This is a genomic window from Candidatus Symbiopectobacterium endolongispinus (assembly GCF_018777385.1).
GTDB classification, from domain to species: Bacteria; Pseudomonadota; Gammaproteobacteria; order Enterobacterales; family Enterobacteriaceae; genus Symbiopectobacterium; species Symbiopectobacterium endolongispinus.
The window spans coordinates 429,045-451,942 of sequence record NZ_JAFJYB010000001.1; the positions used below are offsets into that span (position 1 = coordinate 429,045).

Sequence of the window (22,898 nt, forward strand, 5' to 3'; positions counted from 1 at the left end):
GTTTCGGCGGCATGGTAGGGTTCAAAAGGAATAGCGGTAACGATCAACGTATTGAAAAGCAGGTAAGCATAACATGGATAAAAAGCCGTTATTGATTATTCAAATGGGCGTGCCGCCGCAGCCGATTGTCCAAGCGGTTGGTGAACAAGGCCTCTGGTTTAGTGCTGCACTGGCCGCAGAGCCGCGTGAGCTGCTGGTAGTTCGCCCTGAGTGTGGGGAACGCTTACCTCAGCCTGACGCGGTTGCCGGAGCGGTGATCAGTGGTTCCTGGTCGATGGTTACTGACCGGTTAGACTGGAGCGAGCCAACGGCGGCCTGGCTACGTGAGGCGTATCAGGCTCAACTGCCCTTGTTGGGCGTATGCTATGGACACCAACTGTTGGCGGATGTGCTTGGTAGAACGGTTGCTGATAATCCCAAGGGAAAAGAAATTGGGCTGCAAACGGTGACGCTGACAGCGCAGGGAGTGAACGACCCGTTGCTGCGCGATCACCCCGCACACTTTGACGCTTATTTGACACATCAGCAATCGGTACTGATCCCACCTCCGGGAGCTCAGGTGTTGGCCTATTCAGAACAGGATGGTTGCCAGATTTTACGCTATGGCCCCCATGCGCTTTCGGTGCAGTTCCACCCGGAATTTACCGCCGCGATCATGTGCAATGTGTGCGTAACAGTGCCAATGCATTACGGGCCGCTGGGCATGATGTTGATGGTTGCTCCAGCTTGAGCGGGAACCACTCTGGCCGCGTCGACTATTGCTCGATTTTGTGGCACAAATTGATGATCGCGATGCGAGCTTCATACCTGCGGCTTAACAGGCAACAACCAGCCGTATTGAAAGATAATAACGGGTTGCAATAATCCAATCCGTTTATTTAATAAATCCCCTTCCTTGTGCAGCATAATTGCGTTCTCCTCCCTTCAACATCAATACGGCATTAATAAAATCCGAGAATTCGTTATTACTTTTTGATTTGTTTGATTTTGAATTTCGCTATTTTTTCGCAAAAAACGATATGTAAAAAATTATATAACGAAAAGAGGGCGCGCCCTTGATGCTATTGATAATTATTATCATTAATTGTGATACGACGCACTATTTGGGGTCCGCTTGGAAAACGGAAAATATCCTACGCTAAGCCTATTTTTTGTACAGACCACTATCTACTGAGCGTAACGAACGGTATTTACCCTGTCCCAGCTTAAGGTTTGTCCGCCAAACGTAATCCCCACTCAGATTGATGTGCTCCCATCCCAGCGGGGACAAATGAGAAATAAGTTGTTCATTAATAGGGAGCCCTTTTCGTCTCAGGGAATCTATGGCTCTTTCTATATATACCGTATTCCACAGGGAGATCACCGCAGTCAGCAACGTCAAACCACTAGCCCAGTAGTTCTGATTCTCCGGCCCCAGATCTCTGACCTCCCCCAACCGGTGCATAAAGACCGCTCGTGCAAGCGCATTCCGGGCTTCACCTTTATTCAGCCCCGCCTGTACGCGTCGGCGCAGTGATGGATCTCGGAACTAGTCCAGCATAAACAGTGTCCGCTCGATGCGTCCGATTTCCCTCAATGCCTTTACAAGGCCATTCTGTTTAGGATAACTTGCAAGTTTTTTCATCATCAGCGATGCGGTAACTGTCCCCTGTTTTATCGAGCTTGCGAGGCGAAGTACCTCATTCCAGTACGTCTCAATATCTTTAAGATTCAGTTGGGTTGTGGATATCACAGATTGAAGTCCCGGATATCGCTCAGCCTTTCCATGAATAAAAATCCGCTTGTGCTAATGACGCCTGACTCATACCAATCTTGGTATGAGTGTTAACGAGCCTTGTAGCGAATCCGGTATTACTCATTTGTCCATCATGATTAATATGTATTTTTATGTACTCTACTGTACTTCTGATTTTATGTCTATCTGTTTTTGCGGAGAAACAGGTAAAGTCCTGCACATACACACCTATGCAGTACAAGACACCAAGCACAGTGACCCAACTTGTTCCAATAACACATATGCCATAACGCCGCCAACATAAAACCTACTAAACACTTGTTAAACAATCGGTAGTTTTACATATCGCTTAAAACGATGCCGTGATAAACACTAGACTCTGACACTTAACAAAATAGTAGCCTATTTTTCATATTCCCTCGATTTAAATGTCACGGAAAGAGATTATTTCATGAGTGCTAATTTTTACAGTGATACTAAAAAACAGATACATAAAGGATTATTTAGATCAAAAAATCGCAAAATATGGAATTATCAAATACGTTTATGCAATAATGAATAAAGTAAAAAACAATAAAATTACATTAATCAGCAACTTACCTGGAAAACTTATTGCCAGTTATCTCAATAAAAACACGCAAAACATTGATCCAATCATTATCAACGCACTAAACCGTATAACATCTATTTTCATGGGATGAAAACATAAAAATAAATTCACAATGGACTATTAAAAGTGTCTTTGATCCGGTTAAACCTTATAACATAGTTAGTGACTATGCTTTTGTACTTCATGATCATAAAAATAATCTTGCTGTGTTATCACTGCACATAGATAAATGTTTAATGGAAAACACAGGGATAATAATTAAAAAAATCAATGCGAACTTCAATCGTTATTGATTAACACCCATGATATGTTGCTCAAAGCATATTGTGACAAAGACACAAATAGCATTAAACCGCTTTCTATACGAGAGTCTGAAATACTTTACTTATGCACTCGAGGGAAAAGCTACCCTGAAATATCTCACCACCTCCATATATCGGTCAGTACAGTTAAATATCACATTAGATTGGCCCCTTAGATCCCCAGACAGATAGACACTCTTAAAATAAGAGGTAGTCTAAAAACTATGTTTAATACCGGTCACAACGAAAAAATGATCTCAGTTCTGTCAGGGCCTGAACGCCGCCATCGGCGTACCGCTCAGGAAAAAATCGCTATTGTTCAGCAGACTATGGAGCCCAAGATGACAGTATCTCACGTGGCTCGCCTGCACGGCATCAATCCTAATCAGGTAGTTACTTGGCGCCGGCAGTATCAGAATGGCAGCTTCACTGCTGTCAGTGCCTCAGAAGAAGTGGTTCCGGCCTCTGCACTCACTGCTGCCATGAAGCAGATTAAAGAGCTGCAACGGCTGCTGGGGAAAAAACGATGGAGGTTGAGCTCCTCAAAGAAGCCGTGGAGTACGGCCGGGCAAAAAAATGGATAGCGCACGCGCCCTTGCTGCCCGGGGATTCGGACTGACACAGGTCAGCCGCGCTCTTAATGTGTCGCGTGCGCAGTTATCGGTTTATCTTCTAAGCTCTGCCGAGTGGCAGGATCGCCGACAGAAGCCTAACCACAACGATGCTGAGCTTATCAGCAGAATACGGCATCATACTGCTGAATTGCCGACCTATGGCTACAGACGAGTCTGGGCATTACTGCGTGATGAAAGCCAGCAGGATAGGCTTGCGATAGTTAATGCCAAAAGGGTCTACAGAGTAATGCGCGACAATCATCTGTTACTGGATAGAAAGGGCGTTACTAAAGAGCAGCGAAGTCACAACGGCAGGGTTGCGGTTGCTGAAAGTAACCTCAGGTGGTGCTCGGATGGCTTCGAGTTCAACTGCGATAATGGCGATAAGCTGCGTGTCACGTTCGCGCTTGACTGTTGTGACCGTGAGGCGCTGGACTGTATAGCGACAAATGGCGGGTACACCAGTGAAATCGTGATGGATGTGATGGTAAACAGCGTCAGTAAGCGGTTCGGAAATGGGCTTCCAGAGGTCCCCATCGAGTTCCTGAGCGATAACGGCCCCTGTTACACAGCGAAGGAAACGAGGGCGTTCGGTCATCTATTGAATCTTGAAACGAGGACAACGGCAGTGAGGAGTCCACAAAGCAATGGAATGGCTGAGAGCTTCGTGAAGACGATGAAGCGCGACTATATCAGTATAATGCCCAAACCGAATCAGCAAGTGGCATTGAAAAACCTGGCTATCGCGTTCGAGCACTATAACGAGAAGCATCCACACAACGCGCTGGGGTATCGCTCACCACGAGAGTATCGTCGCCAGCGAGAATCGCTAACTTAAGAGTGATCTTGCGTCTGGAAATATAGGGGCAAATCCACACATAGGGAACGTGGTAAAAAAATGGGCGTCAAGAACGCAAAACAGGATATTAGTTTATCTTCTGAGCTTAATTTAGTGTCTTTATCTCCGAAACATACTTTCGATTGATTGTGCATTATATGCCCATCACAAGTACATATAAACACATAACCAACTAACATCATGAATGCATAGCTGCCATTAGATTGTCATTTCAATAAAATTTTAATATTATCCATTTTACATTTTAACTTTATTTAAAAGAATTGACCTGTATGACATGTAGACATGCAAAGAAAAGCGACTTGGACAGGGTTTGTAACCTGCTAGCTACAGAATTCTCAACAGAACCTGTACACCAAATTATCTTTCCCGATACAGAAAGTCGTATTGAAAAGCTACATGAGTTTTTCGTATTTACGTTGATCTTGCTTTCGATTATGGAGGTACGCTTCTTACAGAAAATGGCACAGGTGCTCTGCTTTATTTCCGGCCCGACGCGATGGAAATGACCAGTCAGAAACATAGTGCAATCAATACACAATTGCGGGTTGCATGTGGCAACCGCTATGAAATGGCGATGAAACTGATAGACGGACTCGACTACTACCATCCCAAAAGCCCACCTCACTATTATATTTCTCTTCTTGCGGTAATACGCTCGCACCGTGGAGGTCATGAAGTGAGTCAGTTATTCACTACAATGAATGCGATACTGGACAAAAACAATACACCTTGCTATGCAGAATGTACGAAATTTAGCACGCGAACGTTAATCAGACGCTGGGGTTATATTGATAAAGGCTCTCCTTTACACATTGAAGGCTTTCCTGCTCTCTACCCCATCTGGCGTAATCCCAACATCCATTAAGATGCTACGGCACCGCTTTCCGGTGCATTGTTTTCTCACTCTTTACGGTTGTGCGGTAAAACTGTCAAAGTCCCGCACTTTAAGATAGTGGCAGAACACAGACAGTACAGCCCCACCTTCAACATCCTCAAGCTACAACATATAGCTATGATGAAACCAAACACCCTACATATTGTGTTTTGCGATGAAGAAACCACCACCCTTGCTTGAACAACTCTTAAACAAGGTGTATATTCTCTCAGTGCTGGTTATAAAAACAGCAACTCATCTTGTAAAGGAACTGATATGACTGAAAAGTCGGAACATTTTTTTCGTTATGGAGATATCCGTACCCGCCCTACTTTCAACCCCGATTGTGAAATCAGCCCCAAAAATTTCAAACGATTAGTTGGCAGATATTCATTTCCAGAGAAATATATTTGTCAGATCAGAACCGATAAGGGTTTATGCCATCAAAAACACAATAACGGCTGGTTAGGCGTGAACAATGATGGCGTAGAAGCTTTAATAGGGTGCGATTGCGCCGCGAACTATTTCAATGCCAGCAGCACATTTATATCTGAGCGTAACAGAGTTATCGAAGAATTAGCCCGACGCCACGCTATTGAAAAAATGTCAGGGTTTCTTTCCAACAAAATAGAAACAGCCAAAGAGTTTATAGACTTAGAAGAGAATGCCAAAAGAATTAAAGAATCCATAGACCGTATTTACAAGACCATGCCCAATGATGTTTTATCTTTTTTGAATATATCTCAAAGAACCAACAATTGGGAAATCTATGTTGACGTTCAATACATCAAAAATAGTAATTCTGATTCAGAAGAAGATGATACAGAACAGTGGATCAAATCCCCTCTTGGTAAGCTAAAATCACTGCCATTTCAGATGGATATGGAAAAACTATTACAAAATATTATTCTTCTTAAAAAATTCCCCAATGGTTTTATTTCATTATCACCTTCTGACATTGTAGAAATAAAAACGCCAAAATTAAAATCATACATAAAACGCATTGACCGAAAAGAAGAATTTAGACAGCTTCTTGATATTTACCAATACGACATTATTAATTTTGAGAAAGTCGAAAACTTAGAATTACTTATTTATACGTGTGACAGTACAGCGGAGCAGTATCTAACCACACAGGCTTTGATGAAAATAACAGGATTTAAGGCGGAGCATCGTACTTATATAGATAAAAGACTGTTATCCATAAAAGAAAAATATGAAAGTAAATTTAATGGTCGCTTTATTAAAAAGAGTATTTAAGCAGTTTTATTCTACCGCTAATATACTTTAACGCTTGTTAATCGTTATCCCCGTTTTCCAGCATGAGCGACACTGGCTGTGCTGGCTCCCCCACCAAGAGGGGGCCAGTAAGACAGTGGGTAAGCGATTGTGGTAAACGGCGGGTAACGACGACTGACGCACCGCTTCCCGGCGCTTGGTTTTCTCGCTTTATACGTTTTGCGGAAAAACCGTGAAAACCCCGCATCCCCGCCCTGCCACCTAACCCTATATCTTGTGTCGATTGCACCTGACCGAACTACTATATGTTGTGTTTCATGCTCTCAGACCCTTACTTTACAGCACGGTAGCCACATTACCCGCTGCGGATAAAGTCGCTATACTGTTGAAACTTCCGCACCTATGGTGATCGGTCATTTATTTATTGCGGTGATCGCCCGGTGCGCGGCGGGTAGAATATTACGTGTGTGCACGTTGTAATAACTGTGTGACCACCAATTAAAAAATCGCAAGAATCTTGCGCTACGTGAAATCTGAGAAAAAACAGGGGGTGTGTGTCAGAATTGCCGAAAACCAGTTTGCCATTACCGGCGCTTGTCACTGGCGGCCACTACCCTACGATCCCGGTAAATTTTAAGGTAGCTGTTGCCATGCGCAGGCAAGCACAACTACTTGGCGTTTACCCAGCCTATCTGCTTGCCCCGGAAGTATCGGTGCTACTAGCTCACCTGCTGGATCTGCGCCAGTTAACCTTCTTCGAATTACTGTGGAATACGGGCGCAAGGCCCAATGAGGCGTTGGCGCTCTGTCCGGAGCATGTTCACCTCGATGACGAACACGGCAAACCATTAGAACGCCCTTTTATTGTGTTGCGTACTCTAAAACAGCGACAACGTGGACGTGGACGTCCCAAAAATGGAGATACCGTAAATCGATCGCTGCCCTTAATGGATAGAAATTTTGTGGTGCGACTGCGCCAGTTCCTGACAAGTTTTGCGGTAACGAAAGGTAAACCGTTATGGCCTGAATCCGACGACACCATTTCACGCTGGTTACAACGAGCTATCGCACGCGCCGAACGTGACGGTGTGACATTTAGTATTGCGGTGACGCCAAAAACATTCAGGCACTCGTTCGCTATGCACATGCTGTTAAATCAGGGGTCCGCTTGGAAAACGGAAAATATCCTACGCTAAGACTATTTTTTAAACAGTAGGTATTTGCTGTTTTACTTTAACTCTCAGAATCGTTTGCCGTGTGGTTCTGAATTCCCGGGCAATAGCACTTATACTTACACCAGACTGAATTCGTTCGAGTACCCTTTGTTTTTGTTCTTCATTTAACACCGGTGGGCGCCCAAAGCGTTTTCCTGCATCCCGTGCTCTTGCTATCCCCGAATAGGTGCGCTCGAGTAAAAGGTCTCGTTCAAATTCAGCAACCGCTGAAATCACCTGCATCGTCGGACTGGTCAAATCAACGCCACCCAATGCACCCGAATACCTGATCCGGCCAGTTGCTCCACTGTTTTCCTGATATCCATCGCATTACGACCAAGACGATCCAATTTTGTGACAATCAATACATCGCCATTTTCCAGTCGGTCAAGCAACCGGTTAAAACCAGGACGTTCACCGGCCGCTACCGAACCACTGATTTGTTCTTCGATTATTCGCTGGGGTTTGACGCTAAAACCAGCGGTTTCGATTTCCCGACGTTGATTTTCGGTAGTCTGTTCCAGAGTAGAGACCCGACAATAGGCAAAAATTCGTGACATAATGAAATTTTCTGTACGAAATGGGTGTAAATATTATAATGCGTATCCGAAATTAATTTCACTGACTTTCGTACATATTTGTCAGGTAGTGTACGAAACCGACCGGTTAAATGCCATTGAGTCGCTGGTATTGCCTGACGGCATTGCGCTTTCCGTTCACCAGAACCGTTTACTGAAACTGGCACGCGAAGGCGGGAAAATGAGTAGCCGGGATCTGGCTAAATTCACGGATATCCGCCGTTATGCCTCGCTGGTTTGTATAATATCAGAGGCCAGGGCCACCCTGACTGACGAAGTTATTGATCTGCACGAGCGTATTCTGGGTAGCCTGTTCAACAGGGCAAAACGCACGCAGGCCGAACGGCTCCAGCAAACGGGAAAGCTTATTCAGAGCAAGCTGAAGCAGTTCATTACCGTCGGGCAGGCGTTACTTAACGCCAGAGAATCCGGCGAAGATCCCTGGGCCGCAATAGAAGACGTCATTCCCTGGCAGGAATTCATCAACAGCGTGGAGGAAACGCGGTTTCTGTCACGTAAGGACAACTTTGACCCGCTTCATCTGATCACTGAAAAATACAGCACGCTGCGTAAGTATGCCCCCCGGATGCTTTCCGCGTTGCAGTTCAGGGCTGCGCCAGCCGCGATACAGCTTAGTGACGCGCTGGATACCGTCAGAGAGATGTATCGGAAACAACTCCGAAAAGTCCCGTCATCCGCGCCAATCGGGTTCATCCCAGAAAGCTGGCGAAAGGTAGTGATCACTCCCTCCGGTATTGACCGCAAATATTACGAATTTTGCGTACTTAATGAGTTGAAGGGGGCATTACGTTCTGGCGATATCTGGGTAAAGGGATCGCGCCGCTACAGGAATTTCGATGACTATCTGATCCCGTCTGACGATTTTGAAAAATCACTCCGGGATAATCAGCTATCCCTTGCCATTCTGACCGATTGCCATGAGTACAACCGTATGACGCTTCTGGCATCGCGCCTGGAAGAAGTGAATACGATGGCGCTGGCCGGTGATTTGCCTGATGTTGATATATCGGATAAAGGCGTGAAAATTACCCCGCTGGATAATAGTGTCCCTTCAGCAGCATCCCCTTTTGCCGATCTGGTTTATGGCATGTTGCCTCACCCTAAAATTACTGAAATGCTGGATGAAGTGGACGGCTGGACCGGTTTTACCCGCCATTTCACGCATCTTAAAAATAATCACGTCAGACCAAAAGACAGAAAGTTGTTACTGACCACCATCCTGGCCGATGGCATCAATCTGGGGCTGACAAAAATGGCCGAATCCTGTCCGGGAACAACAAAGTTGTCACTGGAGGGCATTCAGGCCTGGTACATCAGGGATGAAACCTATTCAGCCGCGCTGGCTGAGCTGGTTAATGCTCAGAAAAAGCGGCATCTGTCGGCATTCTGGGGCGATGGTACAACGTCGTCGTCTGACGGACAGAACTTTCTGGTGGGTAGTCACGGGCGTTATGCGGGTCAGGTCAATCTGAAATACGGGCAGGAGCCAGGCGTGCAGATTTACACGCATATATCGGATCAATACAGCCCGTTTTACACCAAAGTGATCAGCCGTGTGCGTGACCCCACGCATGTACTTGATGGTCTGCTGTATCACGAAAGTGATCTGGAAATTACAGAGCATTACACTGATACCGCTGGTTTTACGGAGCATGTTTTCGCGCTGATGCATCTGCTTGGATTCGCTTTTGCGCCAAGGATCCGGGATCTTCATGACAAGCGGATTTTTATTCATGGAAAGGCTGAGCGATATCCGGGACTTCAATCTGTGATATCCACAACCCAACTGAATCTTAAAGATATTGAGACGCACTGGAATGAGGTACTTCGCCTCGCAAGCTCGATAAAACAGGGGACAGTTACCGCATCGCTGATGATGAAAAAACTTGCAAGTTATCCTAAACAGAATGGCCTTGTAAAGGCATTGAGGGAAATCGGACGCATCGAGCGGACACTGTTTATGCTGGACTAGTTCCGAGATCCATCACTGCGCCGACGCGTACAGGCGGGGCTGAATAAAGGTGAGGCCCGGAATGCGCTTGCACGAGCGGTCTTTATGCACCGGTTGGGGGAGGTCAGAGATCTGGGGCCGGAGAATCAGAACTACTGGGCTAGTGGTTTGACGTTGCTGACTGCGGTGATCTCCCTGTGGAATACGGTATATATAGAAAGAGCCATAGATTCCCTGAGACGAAAAGGGCTCCCTATTAATGAACAACTTATTTCTCATTTGTCCCCGCTGGGATGGGAGCACATCAATCTGAGTGGGGATTACGTTTGGCGGACAAACCTTAAGCTGGGACAGGGTAAATACCGTTCGTTACGCTCAGTAGATAGTGGTCTGTACAAAAATAGGCTTAGCGTAGGATATTTTCCGTTTTCCAAGCGGACCCCTAAATCTACTTGACCGCTTTCTCATTCCAACGCTGTTTTGCCACCGTCAATGATTTCAGCCAATAGCCAGCGTTCAAAATCATGCAGTGCAGGTTCATTTATTCCAGTTTCACTAGGTTTTAATAAACAGAAATTTTTGCTTAGCGAGCCTGACGCTGGCCAGGGTGCAACAAGCGCTCCGCTATTCAGTTCTTTTTCAACATACATGCGTGGCACTATTGCCACACCCTGTCCCGCCAATGCAGCAGCTATTGCCATTTCATGAAGATCATAGCGGACACTCTGCGCTGAATTATCAAGGGCGATCCCGCTTCCCTGGGCATAGTTCTGCCATGCTTCAGGATTCTGTCGCCGATGAATACGCGATAGCTCGTTTAACTGATCGTTGACATGCTTATCCGTTAACAGCGCGGGATGGCACACAGGCAGCAGTTTTTCCTGAAAGAGAAATTGCACTCGCATACCGGCCCATGCGGGATGTTCAAAATGAACTACCGCGTCAAAACCACTTCCCGTGAGAATAAAAGGATCGGTTCTGGCCGCAAGATTTACGGTTATGTCTGGGTACATTGCGCTAAGGCCGCTCAAGCGGGGAATCAGCCACCGGCTGGAAAACGTCGGCAAGACGGCAATATCCAGGCTTTTGCTGCCCTCAGGCATTCCCATGATGTACTGGGTGTCCCTTTCAAGCCGTTCAATCAGTGACTTAATATCATTAATTAATGAAATAGTATCGATTTATCGTTATGAATTCAGCATGTATAATGATGAAAAGTCATCAAAGGCACCACCGGGTGCATTTTTACGTGTGATGCCAGAGAAAGGGCTATTTGGCAGGTGCAGCGGGAACCGGATCAGGCGCATCGATCTCCTGAAGAGAATCTTCGATGGCAGCGGCGTTCGGATTCTCTTGTGGGGCCAGACGGCCACCGCGCGCCAGGAAATCATGCCGTTGGAAATAGGCCTCGCGCACCATCAGATATGGATCGGACGAGTTTCTCAGCAGACCATCTGAATCTAGCAGTTGTGCTCGCGTCTCTACCCCCTCCACGACCCATTTACCAGCGGAAGCCCAGAACGTCAGGTAACTCAGAACCGGATAGAGCGTATCAACCATGCCGCCACCGTCTTCACGCAGCGTCGCGCTGCCATAACCCGGCAATACCACATACGGACCATAGCCCACGCCGTAGCTTCCCAAGGTAGTACCGAATCTGCGCGGTTCTTCTTTTGCCAGCTTCGGATTCGCCACAGAGGCAAGATCGAATAATCCCCCCATCCCCAAAGGGTGTTCAGGAAGAAGCGGTTAAAGTGGATCATGGCCTTATAAGGATCGCCCGACACAAAATAGTTTGCCATCGCGGCGTGTTCTTCCAGGTTACTGAGGAAATTGCTCAACCCATTGCGCGCTGGTTTCGGCACATAGTCACGCCAGGCAACAGCTACCGGCCGGACGACATACGGGTCCAGCACATTGTAGTTAAAGTTGAACATGGTGCGGTTGAATCCCTCAAGTGGGTCGGAACGCCCTTGGGTTGTTTTATCTGAAGAGCTGGCGCACCCAACCAGCATGACACTGGCCAGCACCACCTCACTCAAACGGTTATTCATAGTGATTCTCCCTGATAAAATTGCGTTTCGCCCACGTTACAACCGTATAGCATCCCCCCCCCCCGACCCGTTTCAACACATTGACTGCGAAGAACGCATTCTGACAAGAAATGGTCGTTGGTAGTGTAACATTTTATTGCGCTTCATCGAGGAAAGCTAACGTAATAGTGCCTATTAATGCGTGTGTTACTGAATTAGCAAGCCAAAAAACGGGTTTTTATGGTGCAAAGACTCAGATCTAATGCCTTGCACACGCACATTCTTCACACTTTTTTGCCACCGATTGACGGGATATTAATCAATCGCACATTCATGTGCTTATGCTTACGGCTAAAATGCGTATAATGTCCTCACTGAAGTCTCCATAGTTAAATGGATATAACGAGCCTCTCCTAAGGGCTAATTGCAGGTTCGATTCCTGCTGGGGACACCAGTCACATTTTCTGCAAGACCAGCCCTCCAACTTTGTTGGTATAACCAAGACGATACAGTTGCCCTGACACAGTGCTACATAATCAAGATGCTCCTGATGTAACAGGATGATCTTCAAGGTATCCAATAGGACAACCGATAAAACCGGCAGGCTTGGTATGCGTTTGTTTTTCTTATGTGATACTCGTTGGTACCACATAAGAGATACTCTTTAGATATCATCTTATCAGTAAGCCATTTTTAGTGGGGTTGCTTTTTTAGTTCCATATTTATGCGTGTATGGGTTGTAATTTCCTTTAGTACTGAAATTATTATATTGTGTGGAATCTTTTGTTGTCCTCTTATACGGAGAGACATATTTTCCATTGTTTTTAACGTACCCATTGACTCTTTCATGGCTTGAACTACTGCCAGTACTATAGCTATAGCTCTTCGGCGCTTTATAGGTTCCCTTATAGGCTGAATGATATCCGCCTCCTTTTGCAAAGGCACTTGTAGTGAGAGCAATAAAACAAAATGCAATAATTATCCTGATCATGATTATCACCATTAACTAATATAAATGAGTCTAGCCCTTTTTGTACTTTGCACTTGTTCCTCACGTACTCATTTTTTGTCCCTGTCTTCCCAATACCGACCAACCGTGGCTGAAACGCTGACCGTTCTGAAACCAGAGTACTTTGCCAGTCTACTGATATCCCGAGGGTAAATCTGCTTCACACAGCATGATTTTGACTTAGCCCTCCTTTCTAGATGGTGCAGTTTTTAGCTTATCCTTGTTGTTTTTGGTAATGATATTCATTATTATTTGATTGTTTTTTAATATATCCTCAGCCAATTTCGCGCTTTATGTTTCTTATGAGGAATGCATTTCCCTAGTTATTATTGCGTAAATAACATTCAAAATGTTTTTATAAAATGGGTAAACAATGTTACGAAGGCCATTAGTTTTATTGCTACTCACTGCTTTTTCATTGACAGCTCAGGCCGAATATTCGGGTTACAATAAGCAAAGAAACAATATTGAAGATTGGAACAGCAATAAAAAACAATAACGGTAAACGTACGACCGAAGAATTCACTTGCGATGGTCGGCAACACTGCTCACAAATGAGATCCAAAAAAGAGGCTTACTTTTTTCTTCAAAACTGTCCTAATACAAAAATGGACGGTGATAACGACGGAGAACCTTGCGAAAAATACCGCTATCCTGAAGGAGTAAGACGAGATTAAACACCTATGCAGAAAAAGGCCACTACCAGAGCTGCTAATATCTAAATTGGAGGTAGTCCGATAGGGCTAGCAGTACCGGCTCTATCGGAAACAGGCCAGCCCGAAGGCTGCCACGCCTGAGCCACCATTGTGTTACGAATAAGATTCGTAAAGTATGGATGTGCCAAGTCTACGGTACAATAAAGACGCATGGTGCGTCTGGTATCGCCGATAGTACACACAGGCTGCTAATCCCGGTTGCCAATTTTGCGGCAACCGGCAGACTATACAGGTGAGCTATTAGCTATTGTACCAGCAAATTTTTTTATCCGAAATTCTGCGGCTCATTGGGTGATTATGTATACTGTCGTATCGTTTAAAGGTGAAATCACGTTCAGGATTGAGGGCTTATGATAAGGAAATGGTTGCTTCTACTGTCTCTTGCGGCAACATGCAATTTTTTATACAGTTTGTATACTGTCTTCAACGACCTGCCCACGTTGAATAAAATACAAAATATTTTTACTATTCTTATGTGCCTTTTTTCATTTTTATTTTATTCGGCACAAAACAAAAAGAGATCGTTGCGATATTGAATGAGTATTACAAAAAACTTTGATCTGAAATCCTTACAAAAGGAAAAAAATTATCACTACACTTTTTTGTTCTGTTGTATCTTTTTGTCTTATGCACACTTTTGGCTCGCATCCATCACCGGCGTGTTTTTCCTTCAAGTACTATACAAAACTCGATTGATAATCGAACATTTTACCGTTATTGAAACCACTACTATTATTTTTTCTCTTAACGCGATATTGTTTTTGATTTTTACACTTCCCGTGATTTCTATACTGAAGGGTATCAGGAAAACTACAACAATTTCCTCTTGATGCAAAAAATCACACCCTAGCCAATTAATATTGACGCACTAGGTGTGGTTTCATTTATACAGAGGTTTTTATTCTGAAATTATCAGGAATAATGTGCCAATGATGTTGGCGTTTTTATTAGCTGTCCTGTGTGCATGACGCTGTTGCTTTCCACTTGCATGACGGATTTGAAAATGCATTTCGCGCCATGTGGGTTCTACGGTGAAACGTCAAAATGCGACGTTTTGTATTGGGAACCGTGACAACACGGACATTTTAAAATAATGTAGAAATAACGAACCTATCCTTACTTACAGCGCAACCACGTTCGCGGCTGCTGGACCTTTGGGGTCATTTTCGATCGAGAATTCAACTTTCTGACCTTCATCCAGAGTGCGGAATGCGTTGCTCTGAATTGCAGAAAAATGAACAAAAACATCTTTGCTACCGTCAGTCGGGGAAATGAAGCCAAAACCCTTCTCTGCGTTGAACCATTTTACTAAGCCAGTCATTTTGTTAGACATATCTATTACCTTCTTAATGAGCCTTTCGGCAAATAGGGCTTGAGAACAGGATGGAACCAGAGCGTAAAGATGAAACTCAAAAAGAAGGAATATCGAGGATAACTCTTAGATAGCACTTAGATGTGAGAACTGCTTTAGTAAACTGCGTTGATCATGTCTGTTTATCAAACCGCCGCGTTTATTAACACACAAAATGCCTGGCATTGCAAGTGGTATCAAGAAATCCTGTTTTGCGCTCTGGCGATGGCACATGCAACGCGAGCGCGAAGGTTGCATAGAAAATGTTTGTTCAACCAGATACGCCTAGACAACTCAGCATGAATATCTATCACAAATAGAATATTAAGACAATAATATAGAAACAGGTAAAATAATTACGCTACTCAATAAATTGGAAAAGAAGAAGCTTTTAGGTTGGCATTGAATTATCCCTATGGAATTGTTAGATTCACGCCAAACATTTCACCAATAAGGTCATCTGGCATCACGCGATCGCCGGATATTTGTGCGTCACCCTCCCGTTTTACTCATTCAGGTCATGATGGAAAAAGACCTGTTGACACGTTCAATACCATGGCGTTGTGCAATACACATTTATAAGGAAATTTTATGTTTGAGATTTACAAACCTATAATAAAAAAACTGGTTATCGGCCTTAGCAAAATCGCCGTCTTTTTCCTGGTCGTGCACTATTCTCTCCCCTACCTTGAAAATATGCTGGGCACGCGTCTGGACAGTATACATACCTATTTCCCGTGGGTAATGGGTGCATCATTAGCGTGGGTGATCCTTAGGCTGTTGCTGAATATTGTAACCAACTATGGCTTTAAGGATGGCATCCCGCAATTTTCTAACGGGATAGCCGCCAATATTCGCTATCCTCTCAGAGATGATACCGATGCGCTGGTGGTGAAGTTATCCGGGTTGATGGATATCTGTGATACCAGGAACGACCGTGCCGATCATGCCAGATCCTATCTTAACAGCCGCGAAGCCTACGACGTCAATAAAGCGCCCAACAAAAAAGGCATCATTGATAATTCCGCATTTGACTATCTGGTGCTGAGCTATGACATCGAAAAACGCAGCGAGTTGATCGAATTTATTGGCAAATTACTTCAGTCATTGCCGGAAGAAAACCGACCGGAGGCCAAATCAGCCTACGGTGAAGCGGGTCTTCCCCTATCATGGTGGGAGACTCATAACCCCATGTTTAACCTGCCGTAATGGAACATCACTGCCACCTTAAAGCGTTCTTTGTTCCGGTATCCTCTGGACTTGATCCGCAGCAGCCTTATCTTGCTGTTTAGTGACTCTGCATTACCGTTTGATACCCTGTGTTTCATGGCATTCAGGATCCCGTACAGTCGTTTACGTAACGTCCGGGCGGCGCTGCTTAGTAGCGGGACACCAACGTCTTTTGCCATCCCTATCCATTCCAGCCACAGACGCCTGCTGTGTTCGTCATACCGGCGGTTCCAGAGTTCCCGGGCCAGCGCCTTCATTGCCCAGCAACGGCTGGTATCAGGCAGAACCATCTGCGCTGCTTCCAGTCTTTCTGCTATTCGACCATGACGTTTATGGCGACCGTACAACCACAGATAACGGGAACGATGTGCACTTTTTCGTGCCGGTAACGGGATGGTTTTCATCTCCAACTGTCGTGTTTTATCTACGACGGCACAGAGCATTTTCGCTACATGGAAGTGGTCGAACGCGATCTTCTCCACCGCGTTAGGCAGATGGAGCCGCGCTGCGCTTATATAGGATAGATTCATGTCCATCGACAGGGTTTTAATGGATTCAATCTGGCGGTCACCCAGACTCCGGAGATAGCCAGCAAGACTTTCAACTCCGCGATCATCTTTGAGTTCCAATGCCTGTCCTTGGGTATCAGAGATAACGGTGACGTACTGATGCCCCTTTTTGAAAGCGACCTCATCAACACAGAGATGACGTGCGGCCTGAGGTGTTTTTCGACGGGCCAGTCCACGCTTAACCGCCCGTTGCATAATATTATCGACAGCATTCCAGCTCAGCCTCAGCTGTTTCCTGACGGCATCCACGGTGCTGATTTTCAGCCATGAGATAACGAACGACTCGAACAACAGCGTATACCGGCTACCGGGGCCGGCCCATGGAACAGACAGCGTCTGGTAGCCATGCTCCGGGCACATAATACGGGGTACATCAGCTTCGACTATTGTCGCGAACTGACAGGTATCGAGATGGCGCCATTTACGATGTCGGTGATCGTGAATAGGACAAGATTTCCCGCAGGTTGGACAGGTTAACTGAGTGTTTTTCGCAATCTCAACTGTAACGGTAACAGAACCGGCATTTTCATCGAGAGAAAGAGACTTTACCTGCCACGGAATAGACAGGTTGAGGATATGAGCGTAGAGAGACTTTTCGTCCATGGTGGTGACCTCTGGCGATTTAATACGCCATTATCATGCCTTCAGCCACCACAACAAGGGAAGACCCGGTTGAGTGCATTGGTAACGTTATCTGGCTGAGCCAGATCAACGCTGGCGATTTCAAACATCACGCTGTCCGTCTGGCGAGTGACGTTAGCCAGATACCCCAATGCAACCAACCTGTCGTTATACAGGGTTTTCATCGACTGATTAACGTTATTAATACCCGAAAGTCCTATTACCGTGACGACACCCAATAGTAATGCCATCAACGTCATGACTGAAATCAATTTTAATTTAATGCTCATAGAAAAATCCCTGGATAGAAGATTCACCAGCATATCGATCCCAGTATTAAAGTATTCATAGCGTCTCAAAAAAATTTAAAAAACAATGAACAACCCTATGAGATATATTTACTTCTTATGCCATTTAAAAAGGGGCTATTCATACTAAAAAGGAAGTGCATAGCGTTATATTATCAATGCAAGTAAAGTTATCGTTACATCAAGGCCATATAAAAAATAAGGTTTTTTGAATTCAGCGCTTCAAGCTACACTGCCATTATCGTGACTGATAAAGACGCCCCATTAACCATGACAGATGCCTCACGCCCCCAATGGCAACTCCATATGCTGCGCACCGCTAACGGCGCGCTCTATACTGGCATCACGCGCGATGTGGCGCGCAGAGTGGCACAGCACCAGGATGGAAAAGGCGCAAAGGCACTGCGAGGGAAAGGCGAACTGACACTGGTCTATCACTGTGAAGTAGGGGATCACACCACGGCGTTACGGCTGGAATACCGCCTGAAGCAACTGAGCAAGCAGCAAAAAGAGAGGCTGGTGCGCGACCAGCCTACGACGCTCTCTGACTATATACGTGCTGATGTTCCCTAAAGCGCTCAGGGGAGAAAACGTTGGAAGGGTACAGCATAATCCACGATGCCACTCACGCCTTCAAAATGGTTATCGGAAAGCGGGTACATCTGGAAAGCATCATCACTATCAGGCCAGCGGCAGCGTAACTGCTGCTCCCGGGCAGGCACAAAACCAAAGCGAGCATAATAAGCGGGAGAACCGAGCACCACCACGGCGGTGTAACCAAACTCGTTTAGCGCATCCAGCCCTTCGTAAACCAGCTTTTCACCCCATCCTTGACGGCGCAGCGTTTCATCTACCGCTAGCGGCCCCAAAGCGACCCACTGACGATCTTCCTCTGCAATGGTCACCGGGCTAAAAGCGACGTATCCCATCACCATACCTTCGTCATCCGTAGCGACTACGCCAAGCGTTAACAGCCCGTCTCCCCGCAGTTGATGAACCAGTTCAGCCTCTGCCGAGGTGGGAAACGCACGACGCAGCAGCGCATCAATACCCGCTGCATCTACCGGAATTTCCACCCGTACTAACATGTGGTGGCCGCGCGATCGTCAGCGTGCATCGCGCCCTCATGTAATCCCGCCTCAACGAAATCGGCCAGACGCAGCAGGCCAATGCGCAACGGCGCTGGCATGGAATCCAGATCGATAGAATCCATCAGGTTTTTAACATACAGCCCCAGTTCAGTATCGCCTCCAATGCGCAAACGACGCTGGAAAAACAGCGTATCGGGATCTTCACGGCGTGCGGCGATCAGTAACAGATCGTTGGCTTCAGCACTGAATCTGACGTCTTCCACTTCATGCTGGCTCACCACCAGGCGATCGTCTCGCAATGTCACAAACCAGGTCAGCCCGACATCACGGACTTCCACTTTCAGCCAGCGTTCTGTCAGAAATGACAGCTCGCCTTCATCCAGCGCCTGCTGAAACTGCCAGCTCAGTACCCGCTCCAACACCTGCCGCTGTAAGGCAAATGGGGTGAACTTCAGAGGCTTACCTAACAAGCCCGGACCTTGACGCACAATCTGTGCCCGTAGTTTTTCCAACACTGATGTACCCCTTATAAAGCAAACCGTTCAATCCAATCCACTCACCCGCTGAACGCAGGGTCCGCTCAGGCCATGCGCACCGCATGTGCTGCTTTTCTCATCACACTATTTTGCCACAGCCCAGTAAAGCAGACGCGATGCCGAGTCAATAATTTCATTATTATGCACGGAAATCTCGGTAATGCATGCAAGCAATCCCTATTCATTACACGATAAGCTGGCCTAAATCAAAGTCCTGCACCAGCGGGTTAATTAAGATTCCCTAACGTTAAAGAAGGGTCGTGCGTTGATATTCCCATTTTCCGCATGTCCCCGCCCTGCATCAGCCCTGACATGACATCAGGCTGCCTGATGAATGAGGAAACCCGTATGGAATTACTGTGCCCCGCAGGGAACCTGCCCACACTGAAAGCGGCAATTGATAACGATGCCGACGCTGTTTACATCAGGCTAAAAGACGATACCAACGCACGCCACTTCGCTGGATTGAACTTCACGGACAAGAAGTTGCAGTAGGCGAGCGACTATGTGCATCGCCATCAGCGCAAATTGCATATCGCCATCAATACGTTTGCCCACCCAAACGGCTATCAACGCTGGGAGCGCGCTGTCTATATGGCGGCCAATATGGGGGCCGATGCGCTGATCCTGGCTGATCTTGCCATGCTTGAGTATGCCGCAGAGCGCTATCCGCATATTGAACGGCACGTCTCTGTACAAGCATCTGCCACTAACGAAGAGGCAATTCGTTTTTATCAGCGCCATTTTGCAGTTCACCGCATCTTACTGCCTCGCGTATTGTCGATCCATCAGGTTAAGCAATTGGCGCGTACCAGCCCGGTGCCTCTGGAAGTGTTCGCGTTCGGCAGCCTGTGCATCATGGCTGAAGGCCGCTGTTACCTCTCCTCCTACCTGACGTGGGAATCCCCCAATACCGTCGGTGCCTGCTCGCCCGCTCGTTTTGTGCGCTGGCAGCAAACCGAAAAAGGGATGGAATCGCGCTTGAATAATGTTCTGATCGACAGATATCAGGACGATGAAAATGCCGGTTATCCCACGCTGTGCAAAGGTCGCTATCTGGTGGGCGGCGAGCGTTACCACGCACTGGAAGAACCAACCAGCCTGAACACGCTGGAGTTACTGCCGGAACTGATGGCAGCCAACATTGCCTCAGTAAAAATTGAAGGACGCCAGCGCAGCCCGGCCTATGTCAGCCAAATCACCCGCGTCTGGCGACAAGCCATTGACCGTTGCATCGCGTCTCCCGGCACCTTCACCCCGAGTGCGGAGTGGATGTAAGCACTCGGGGCAGTGGCGGAAGGCACGCAAACCACGCTGGGTGCGTACCATCGAAAATGGCAATAAGCAGCAGGTGAGAGAAGAAAACAGTATGAAATATGCGTTAGTTCCATCCTCTACTATTGGCAAAAAACGGATGTGGAAGCCTTTTATCAGGCAGCCAGAGCAGCGCCGATATTATCTATTTGGGTGAAACGGTGTGCAGTAAGCGGCGCGCCATCAAAGTGGGCGACTGGCTCGATCTGGCGAAACAACTCGCCGCCAGCGGCAAGCAAATTGTATTGTCTACGTTGGCGTTAATTCAAGCGCCCTGAGAACTCAGCGAATTGAAACGCTATGTGGAGAACGGGGAATTCCTGCTGGAAGCCAACGATTTCGGCGCGGTGAACATGGCTGCAGACCGGCATTTACCGTTTGTCGCGGGCCATGCGCTCAACTGCTACAACGCCTACACGCTGCGTCTATTGCATAAGCAAGGGATGATGCGCTGGTGCATGACGGTAGAACTTTCCCGCGACTGGCTGAGCGAGCTGCTTGACCAATGCGATGAGCTCGGTTTTCGCCATCAGTTCGAGGTGGAAGTGCTGAGTTACGGGCACTTGCCGCTGGCTTATTAAGCGCGCTGTTTCACCGCTCGCTCAGAAAACCGCGCCAAGGATGAGTGTGAAACCTGCTGCATCAAGTACCCGCAGGGGCGCGCCCTGCTGTCGCAGGAAAACCAGCAGGTGTTTGTGCTCAACGGTATCCAGACGCAGAGCGGCTATTGATATAACCTCGGCAACGAACTGGCGTCCATGCAAGGTCTGGTGGATATCGTTCGCTTGTCGCCACAGTCGTTGGATACGCTGACCCTGGTCGATAGCTTCCGCGCTAACTAGCAAGGCCAGGCACCACTGCCCCTGACGCAAGATGCCGATTGTAACGGCTACTGGCGACGTGTCGCCGGTCTGGAATTGGTGTCCTGACTGGCGTCGGGCGGTGATCCGCCCGATCGCCCGTTTTGAATATAAAAAAGTGCGGGCGTGCGCAATACTGTGAAAAAAACACAGTGAGCCTGCCGCAATGTCAACCGATACCCAAACAACACTATTTTCTCACGATATCCCGTTTTCCCTTCTGGATTTAGCGCCGATCCCACAGGGGGCGACGCCCAGAGATGCCTTTCATCATTCGCTCGATCTGGCGCAGCACGCGGAAAAATGGGGTTACCACCGTTATTGGTTAGCCGAGCACCACAACATGACCGGTATCGCCAGCGCCGCAACCTCGGTGCTGATCGGCTATATTGCTTCCGGCACCGAACGCATCCGGCTAGGCTCCGGTGGCGTCATGCTGCCAAACCACTCCCCGCTGGTGATTGCCGAGCAGTTCGGTACGCTGGAATCACTCTATCCCGGGCGTATCGATTTAGGCTTGTGACGCGCGCAGGGCACCGATCAGCGTACCATGATGGCCCTGCGTCGCCACCAGAATGCGGAAATCGACGATTTCCCCCGCGATGTACAGGAATTACAACGCTATTTTGCTGATGCTCAACCAGATCAAGCGGTGCGTGCCGTACCGGGTCAAGGCTTACAGGTGCCCCTCTGGCTGTTGGGTTCCAGCCTCTACAGCGCGCAGTTAGCGGCAGCATTGGGATTACCGTTTGCCTTCGCCGCGCATTTCGCTCTGGATATGTTGCTTCAGGCAATGGCGCTATACCGGGAGAAATTCAAACCCTCCAGCACGCTGAACAAGCCCTATGCCATGGTGTGCGTGAACGTGATTGCAGCTGAAAGTGAGCGCGATGCGCGTTTCTTGTTCACCTCGGTACAACAGCAGTTTCTGAATTTGCGTCGTGGGCAACCTGGACCGCTGCCTGAGCAAGTGCAAGATATGGGTTCACTCTGGTCTCCAGCCGAACAGTTTGGTGTGGATCAAGCACTGCGTTTAGCGATCGTGGGTGACAACAGTAAAGTGCAGCATGGCTTGCGTAGCTTGCTGCGAGAGACGAAAGCAGACTAAATCATGATCAATGGGCAGATCTTTGATCATCAAGCACGAAAAGACTCTTTCGAGCGGATCATGCAGATACGTCAGTCACTTTTTGACTAGTCACGGAAGAGCAAGCGACAACGAGCGTGTCATCCCCGGCGTAGGCCGGGGATCTCTAACAG

At 47.2% G+C, this 22,898-nt stretch carries 15 protein-coding genes, 1 tRNA gene and 10 pseudogenes; 15 read left to right on the forward strand and 11 right to left on the reverse strand.

The annotated features are described in order from the left end of the window. Window positions 1-73 precede the first annotated feature (73 nt). Complete coding sequence (locus JZM30_RS02160) at window positions 74-730, forward strand: glutamine amidotransferase (protein WP_252317415.1); 657 nt, start codon at window positions 74-76, stop codon at window positions 728-730. 414 nt (window positions 731-1,144) lie between these two features. Here JZM30_RS02160 and JZM30_RS02165 read toward each other — a convergent pair. Next, window positions 1,145-1,780, reverse strand: a pseudogene (locus JZM30_RS02165) (Tn3 family transposase); the annotation flags it as partial. 425 nt (window positions 1,781-2,205) lie between these two features. Between JZM30_RS02165 and JZM30_RS24245 the strand changes: the two are divergent. From JZM30_RS24245 to JZM30_RS02185, 6 genes and pseudogenes are all read left to right on the forward strand, one after another. Further along, window positions 2,206-2,436 carry an autoinducer binding domain-containing protein gene (locus JZM30_RS24245; RefSeq protein WP_368858833.1) on the forward strand — a complete coding sequence of 77 codons (231 nt, stop codon included), beginning with the start codon at window positions 2,206-2,208 and terminating at the stop codon, window positions 2,434-2,436. 216 nt (window positions 2,437-2,652) lie between these two features. Beyond that, window positions 2,653-2,823 (forward strand): response regulator transcription factor, encoded by a 171-nt coding sequence (locus tag JZM30_RS24250; RefSeq protein WP_368858834.1) that lies wholly within the window; start codon window positions 2,653-2,655, stop codon window positions 2,821-2,823. A 75-nt stretch (window positions 2,824-2,898) separates the two neighbouring features. After that, window positions 2,899-4,099 (forward strand): annotated as a pseudogene (locus JZM30_RS02170) (IS3 family transposase). A gap of 520 nt (window positions 4,100-4,619) precedes the next feature. Next, complete coding sequence (locus JZM30_RS02175) at window positions 4,620-4,988, forward strand: hypothetical protein (protein ID WP_252317416.1); 369 nt, start codon at window positions 4,620-4,622, stop codon at window positions 4,986-4,988. 285 nt (window positions 4,989-5,273) lie between these two features. Beyond that, window positions 5,274-6,257: a hypothetical protein gene (locus JZM30_RS02180; protein ID WP_252317417.1), complete on the forward strand. Its 984-nt coding sequence runs from the start codon at window positions 5,274-5,276 to the stop codon at window positions 6,255-6,257. Between the two features lie 533 nt (window positions 6,258-6,790). Then, a complete protein-coding gene (locus tag JZM30_RS02185; RefSeq protein WP_252317418.1) occupies window positions 6,791-7,432 on the forward strand; it encodes a site-specific integrase in 642 nt (213 codons plus the stop codon). A 9-nt stretch (window positions 7,433-7,441) separates the two neighbouring features. Here JZM30_RS02185 and JZM30_RS02190 read toward each other — a convergent pair. Then, window positions 7,442-8,010, reverse strand: a pseudogene (locus JZM30_RS02190) (recombinase family protein). 85 nt (window positions 8,011-8,095) lie between these two features. Here JZM30_RS02190 and JZM30_RS02195 point away from each other — a divergent pair. Further along, a pseudogene (locus JZM30_RS02195) lies at window positions 8,096-10,456 on the forward strand (Tn3 family transposase); the annotation flags it as partial. 8 nt (window positions 10,457-10,464) lie between these two features. Here the strand turns inward: JZM30_RS02195 and JZM30_RS02200 are convergent. Further along, window positions 10,465-11,142: pseudogene (locus tag JZM30_RS02200) on the reverse strand (LysR substrate-binding domain-containing protein); the annotation flags it as partial. A gap of 127 nt (window positions 11,143-11,269) precedes the next feature. Beyond that, window positions 11,270-12,054, reverse strand: a pseudogene (gene mlaA / locus JZM30_RS02205) (phospholipid-binding lipoprotein MlaA). A gap of 358 nt (window positions 12,055-12,412) precedes the next feature. Between mlaA and JZM30_RS02210 the strand changes: the two are divergent. Beyond that, a tRNA-Arg gene (locus JZM30_RS02210) sits at window positions 12,413-12,487 on the forward strand. A gap of 1,022 nt (window positions 12,488-13,509) precedes the next feature. Then, window positions 13,510-13,719 (forward strand): excalibur calcium-binding domain-containing protein, encoded by a 210-nt coding sequence (locus JZM30_RS24550; RefSeq protein ID WP_438801460.1) that lies wholly within the window; start codon window positions 13,510-13,512, stop codon window positions 13,717-13,719. 41 nt (window positions 13,720-13,760) lie between these two features. Here JZM30_RS24550 and JZM30_RS23770 read toward each other — a convergent pair whose 3' ends face one another. The 3 genes and pseudogenes from JZM30_RS23770 to cspE all read right to left on the reverse strand — a co-directional run bounded on the left by JZM30_RS23770 (window position 13,761) and on the right by cspE (window position 15,091). Beyond that, complete coding sequence (locus JZM30_RS23770) at window positions 13,761-13,910, reverse strand: ash family protein (protein ID WP_308167134.1); 150 nt, start codon at window positions 13,908-13,910, stop codon at window positions 13,761-13,763. 877 nt (window positions 13,911-14,787) lie between these two features. Next, window positions 14,788-14,853: pseudogene (gene ymcF, locus JZM30_RS02225) on the reverse strand (cold shock small protein YmcF); the annotation flags it as partial. Window positions 14,854-14,878: 25 nt separating this feature from the next. Continuing rightward, entirely contained in the window at window positions 14,879-15,091 is a 213-nt protein-coding gene (gene cspE, locus JZM30_RS02230; protein ID WP_252317419.1) for a transcription antiterminator/RNA stability regulator CspE, read from the reverse strand. Between the two features lie 609 nt (window positions 15,092-15,700). Between cspE and JZM30_RS02235 the strand changes: the two genes are divergently transcribed. Next, on the forward strand, window positions 15,701-16,318 hold the full coding sequence (locus tag JZM30_RS02235) for a hypothetical protein (protein ID WP_252317420.1): 618 nt from the start codon (window positions 15,701-15,703) through the stop codon (window positions 16,316-16,318). On the opposite strand, the gene JZM30_RS02240 is transcribed toward JZM30_RS02235, so the two are convergent. Both JZM30_RS02240 and JZM30_RS02245 read right to left on the reverse strand, forming a co-directional pair. Next, window positions 16,291-17,511 carry an ISL3 family transposase gene (locus JZM30_RS02240; RefSeq protein WP_252317421.1) on the reverse strand — a complete coding sequence of 407 codons (1,221 nt, stop codon included), beginning with the start codon at window positions 17,509-17,511 and terminating at the stop codon, window positions 16,291-16,293. The two genes, JZM30_RS02235 and JZM30_RS02240, sit on opposite strands and share 28 nt — an antisense overlap. 41 nt (window positions 17,512-17,552) lie before the next feature. After that, on the reverse strand, window positions 17,553-17,819 hold the full coding sequence (locus JZM30_RS02245) for an MCP four helix bundle domain-containing protein (RefSeq protein WP_252317422.1): 267 nt from the start codon (window positions 17,817-17,819) through the stop codon (window positions 17,553-17,555). A gap of 288 nt (window positions 17,820-18,107) precedes the next feature. Here JZM30_RS02245 and JZM30_RS02250 point away from each other — a divergent pair, with 288 nt between their 5' ends. Further along, complete coding sequence (locus JZM30_RS02250; RefSeq protein ID WP_252317970.1) at window positions 18,108-18,410, forward strand: GIY-YIG nuclease family protein; 303 nt, start codon at window positions 18,108-18,110, stop codon at window positions 18,408-18,410. A gap of 5 nt (window positions 18,411-18,415) precedes the next feature. On the opposite strand, the gene JZM30_RS02255 is transcribed toward JZM30_RS02250, so the two are convergent. Further along, window positions 18,416-18,925 (reverse strand): GNAT family N-acetyltransferase, encoded by a 510-nt coding sequence (locus JZM30_RS02255; RefSeq protein ID WP_252317423.1) that lies wholly within the window; start codon window positions 18,923-18,925, stop codon window positions 18,416-18,418. Continuing rightward, window positions 18,919-19,443 carry a ubiquinone anaerobic biosynthesis accessory factor UbiT gene (gene ubiT / locus JZM30_RS02260; protein ID WP_252317424.1) on the reverse strand — a complete coding sequence of 175 codons (525 nt, stop codon included), beginning with the start codon at window positions 19,441-19,443 and terminating at the stop codon, window positions 18,919-18,921. The genes JZM30_RS02255 and ubiT overlap by 7 nt, the downstream gene beginning before the upstream one ends. Before the next feature lie 369 nt (window positions 19,444-19,812). On the opposite strand from ubiT, the pseudogene ubiU reads away from it, so the two are divergent. From ubiU to JZM30_RS02275, 3 pseudogenes are all read left to right on the forward strand, one after another. Continuing rightward, a pseudogene (ubiU, locus tag JZM30_RS02265) lies at window positions 19,813-20,808 on the forward strand (ubiquinone anaerobic biosynthesis protein UbiU). A gap of 25 nt (window positions 20,809-20,833) precedes the next feature. Beyond that, window positions 20,834-21,707: pseudogene (locus tag JZM30_RS02270) on the forward strand (U32 family peptidase). Window positions 21,708-21,804: 97 nt separating this feature from the next. Further along, window positions 21,805-22,836 (forward strand): annotated as a pseudogene (locus JZM30_RS02275) (luciferase-like monooxygenase). Window positions 22,837-22,898: the final 62 nt, after the last annotated feature.

Coding starts and splice junctions, on each gene's coding strand:
- JZM30_RS02245 (WP_252317422.1), bottom strand. CDS start 17,819: ATGAGCATTAAATTAAAATTGATTTCAGTCATGACGTTGATGGCATTA.
- JZM30_RS02175 (WP_252317416.1), top strand. CDS start 4,620: ATGGAAATGACCAGTCAGAAACATAGTGCAATCAATACACAATTGCGG.
- JZM30_RS23770 (WP_308167134.1), bottom strand. CDS start 13,910: ATGCGTCTTTATTGTACCGTAGACTTGGCACATCCATACTTTACGAAT.
- cspE (WP_252317419.1), bottom strand. CDS start 15,091: ATGTCTAACAAAATGACTGGCTTAGTAAAATGGTTCAACGCAGAGAAG.
- JZM30_RS02255 (WP_252317423.1), bottom strand. CDS start 18,925: ATGTTAGTACGGGTGGAAATTCCGGTAGATGCAGCGGGTATTGATGCG.
- JZM30_RS02250 (WP_252317970.1), top strand. CDS start 18,108: ATGACAGATGCCTCACGCCCCCAATGGCAACTCCATATGCTGCGCACC.
- JZM30_RS24250 (WP_368858834.1), top strand. CDS start 2,653: ATGTTGCTCAAAGCATATTGTGACAAAGACACAAATAGCATTAAACCG.
- JZM30_RS02160 (WP_252317415.1), top strand. CDS start 74: ATGGATAAAAAGCCGTTATTGATTATTCAAATGGGCGTGCCGCCGCAG.
- JZM30_RS02240 (WP_252317421.1), bottom strand. CDS start 17,511: ATGGACGAAAAGTCTCTCTACGCTCATATCCTCAACCTGTCTATTCCG.
- JZM30_RS02235 (WP_252317420.1), top strand. CDS start 15,701: ATGTTTGAGATTTACAAACCTATAATAAAAAAACTGGTTATCGGCCTT.
- JZM30_RS02180 (WP_252317417.1), top strand. CDS start 5,274: ATGACTGAAAAGTCGGAACATTTTTTTCGTTATGGAGATATCCGTACC.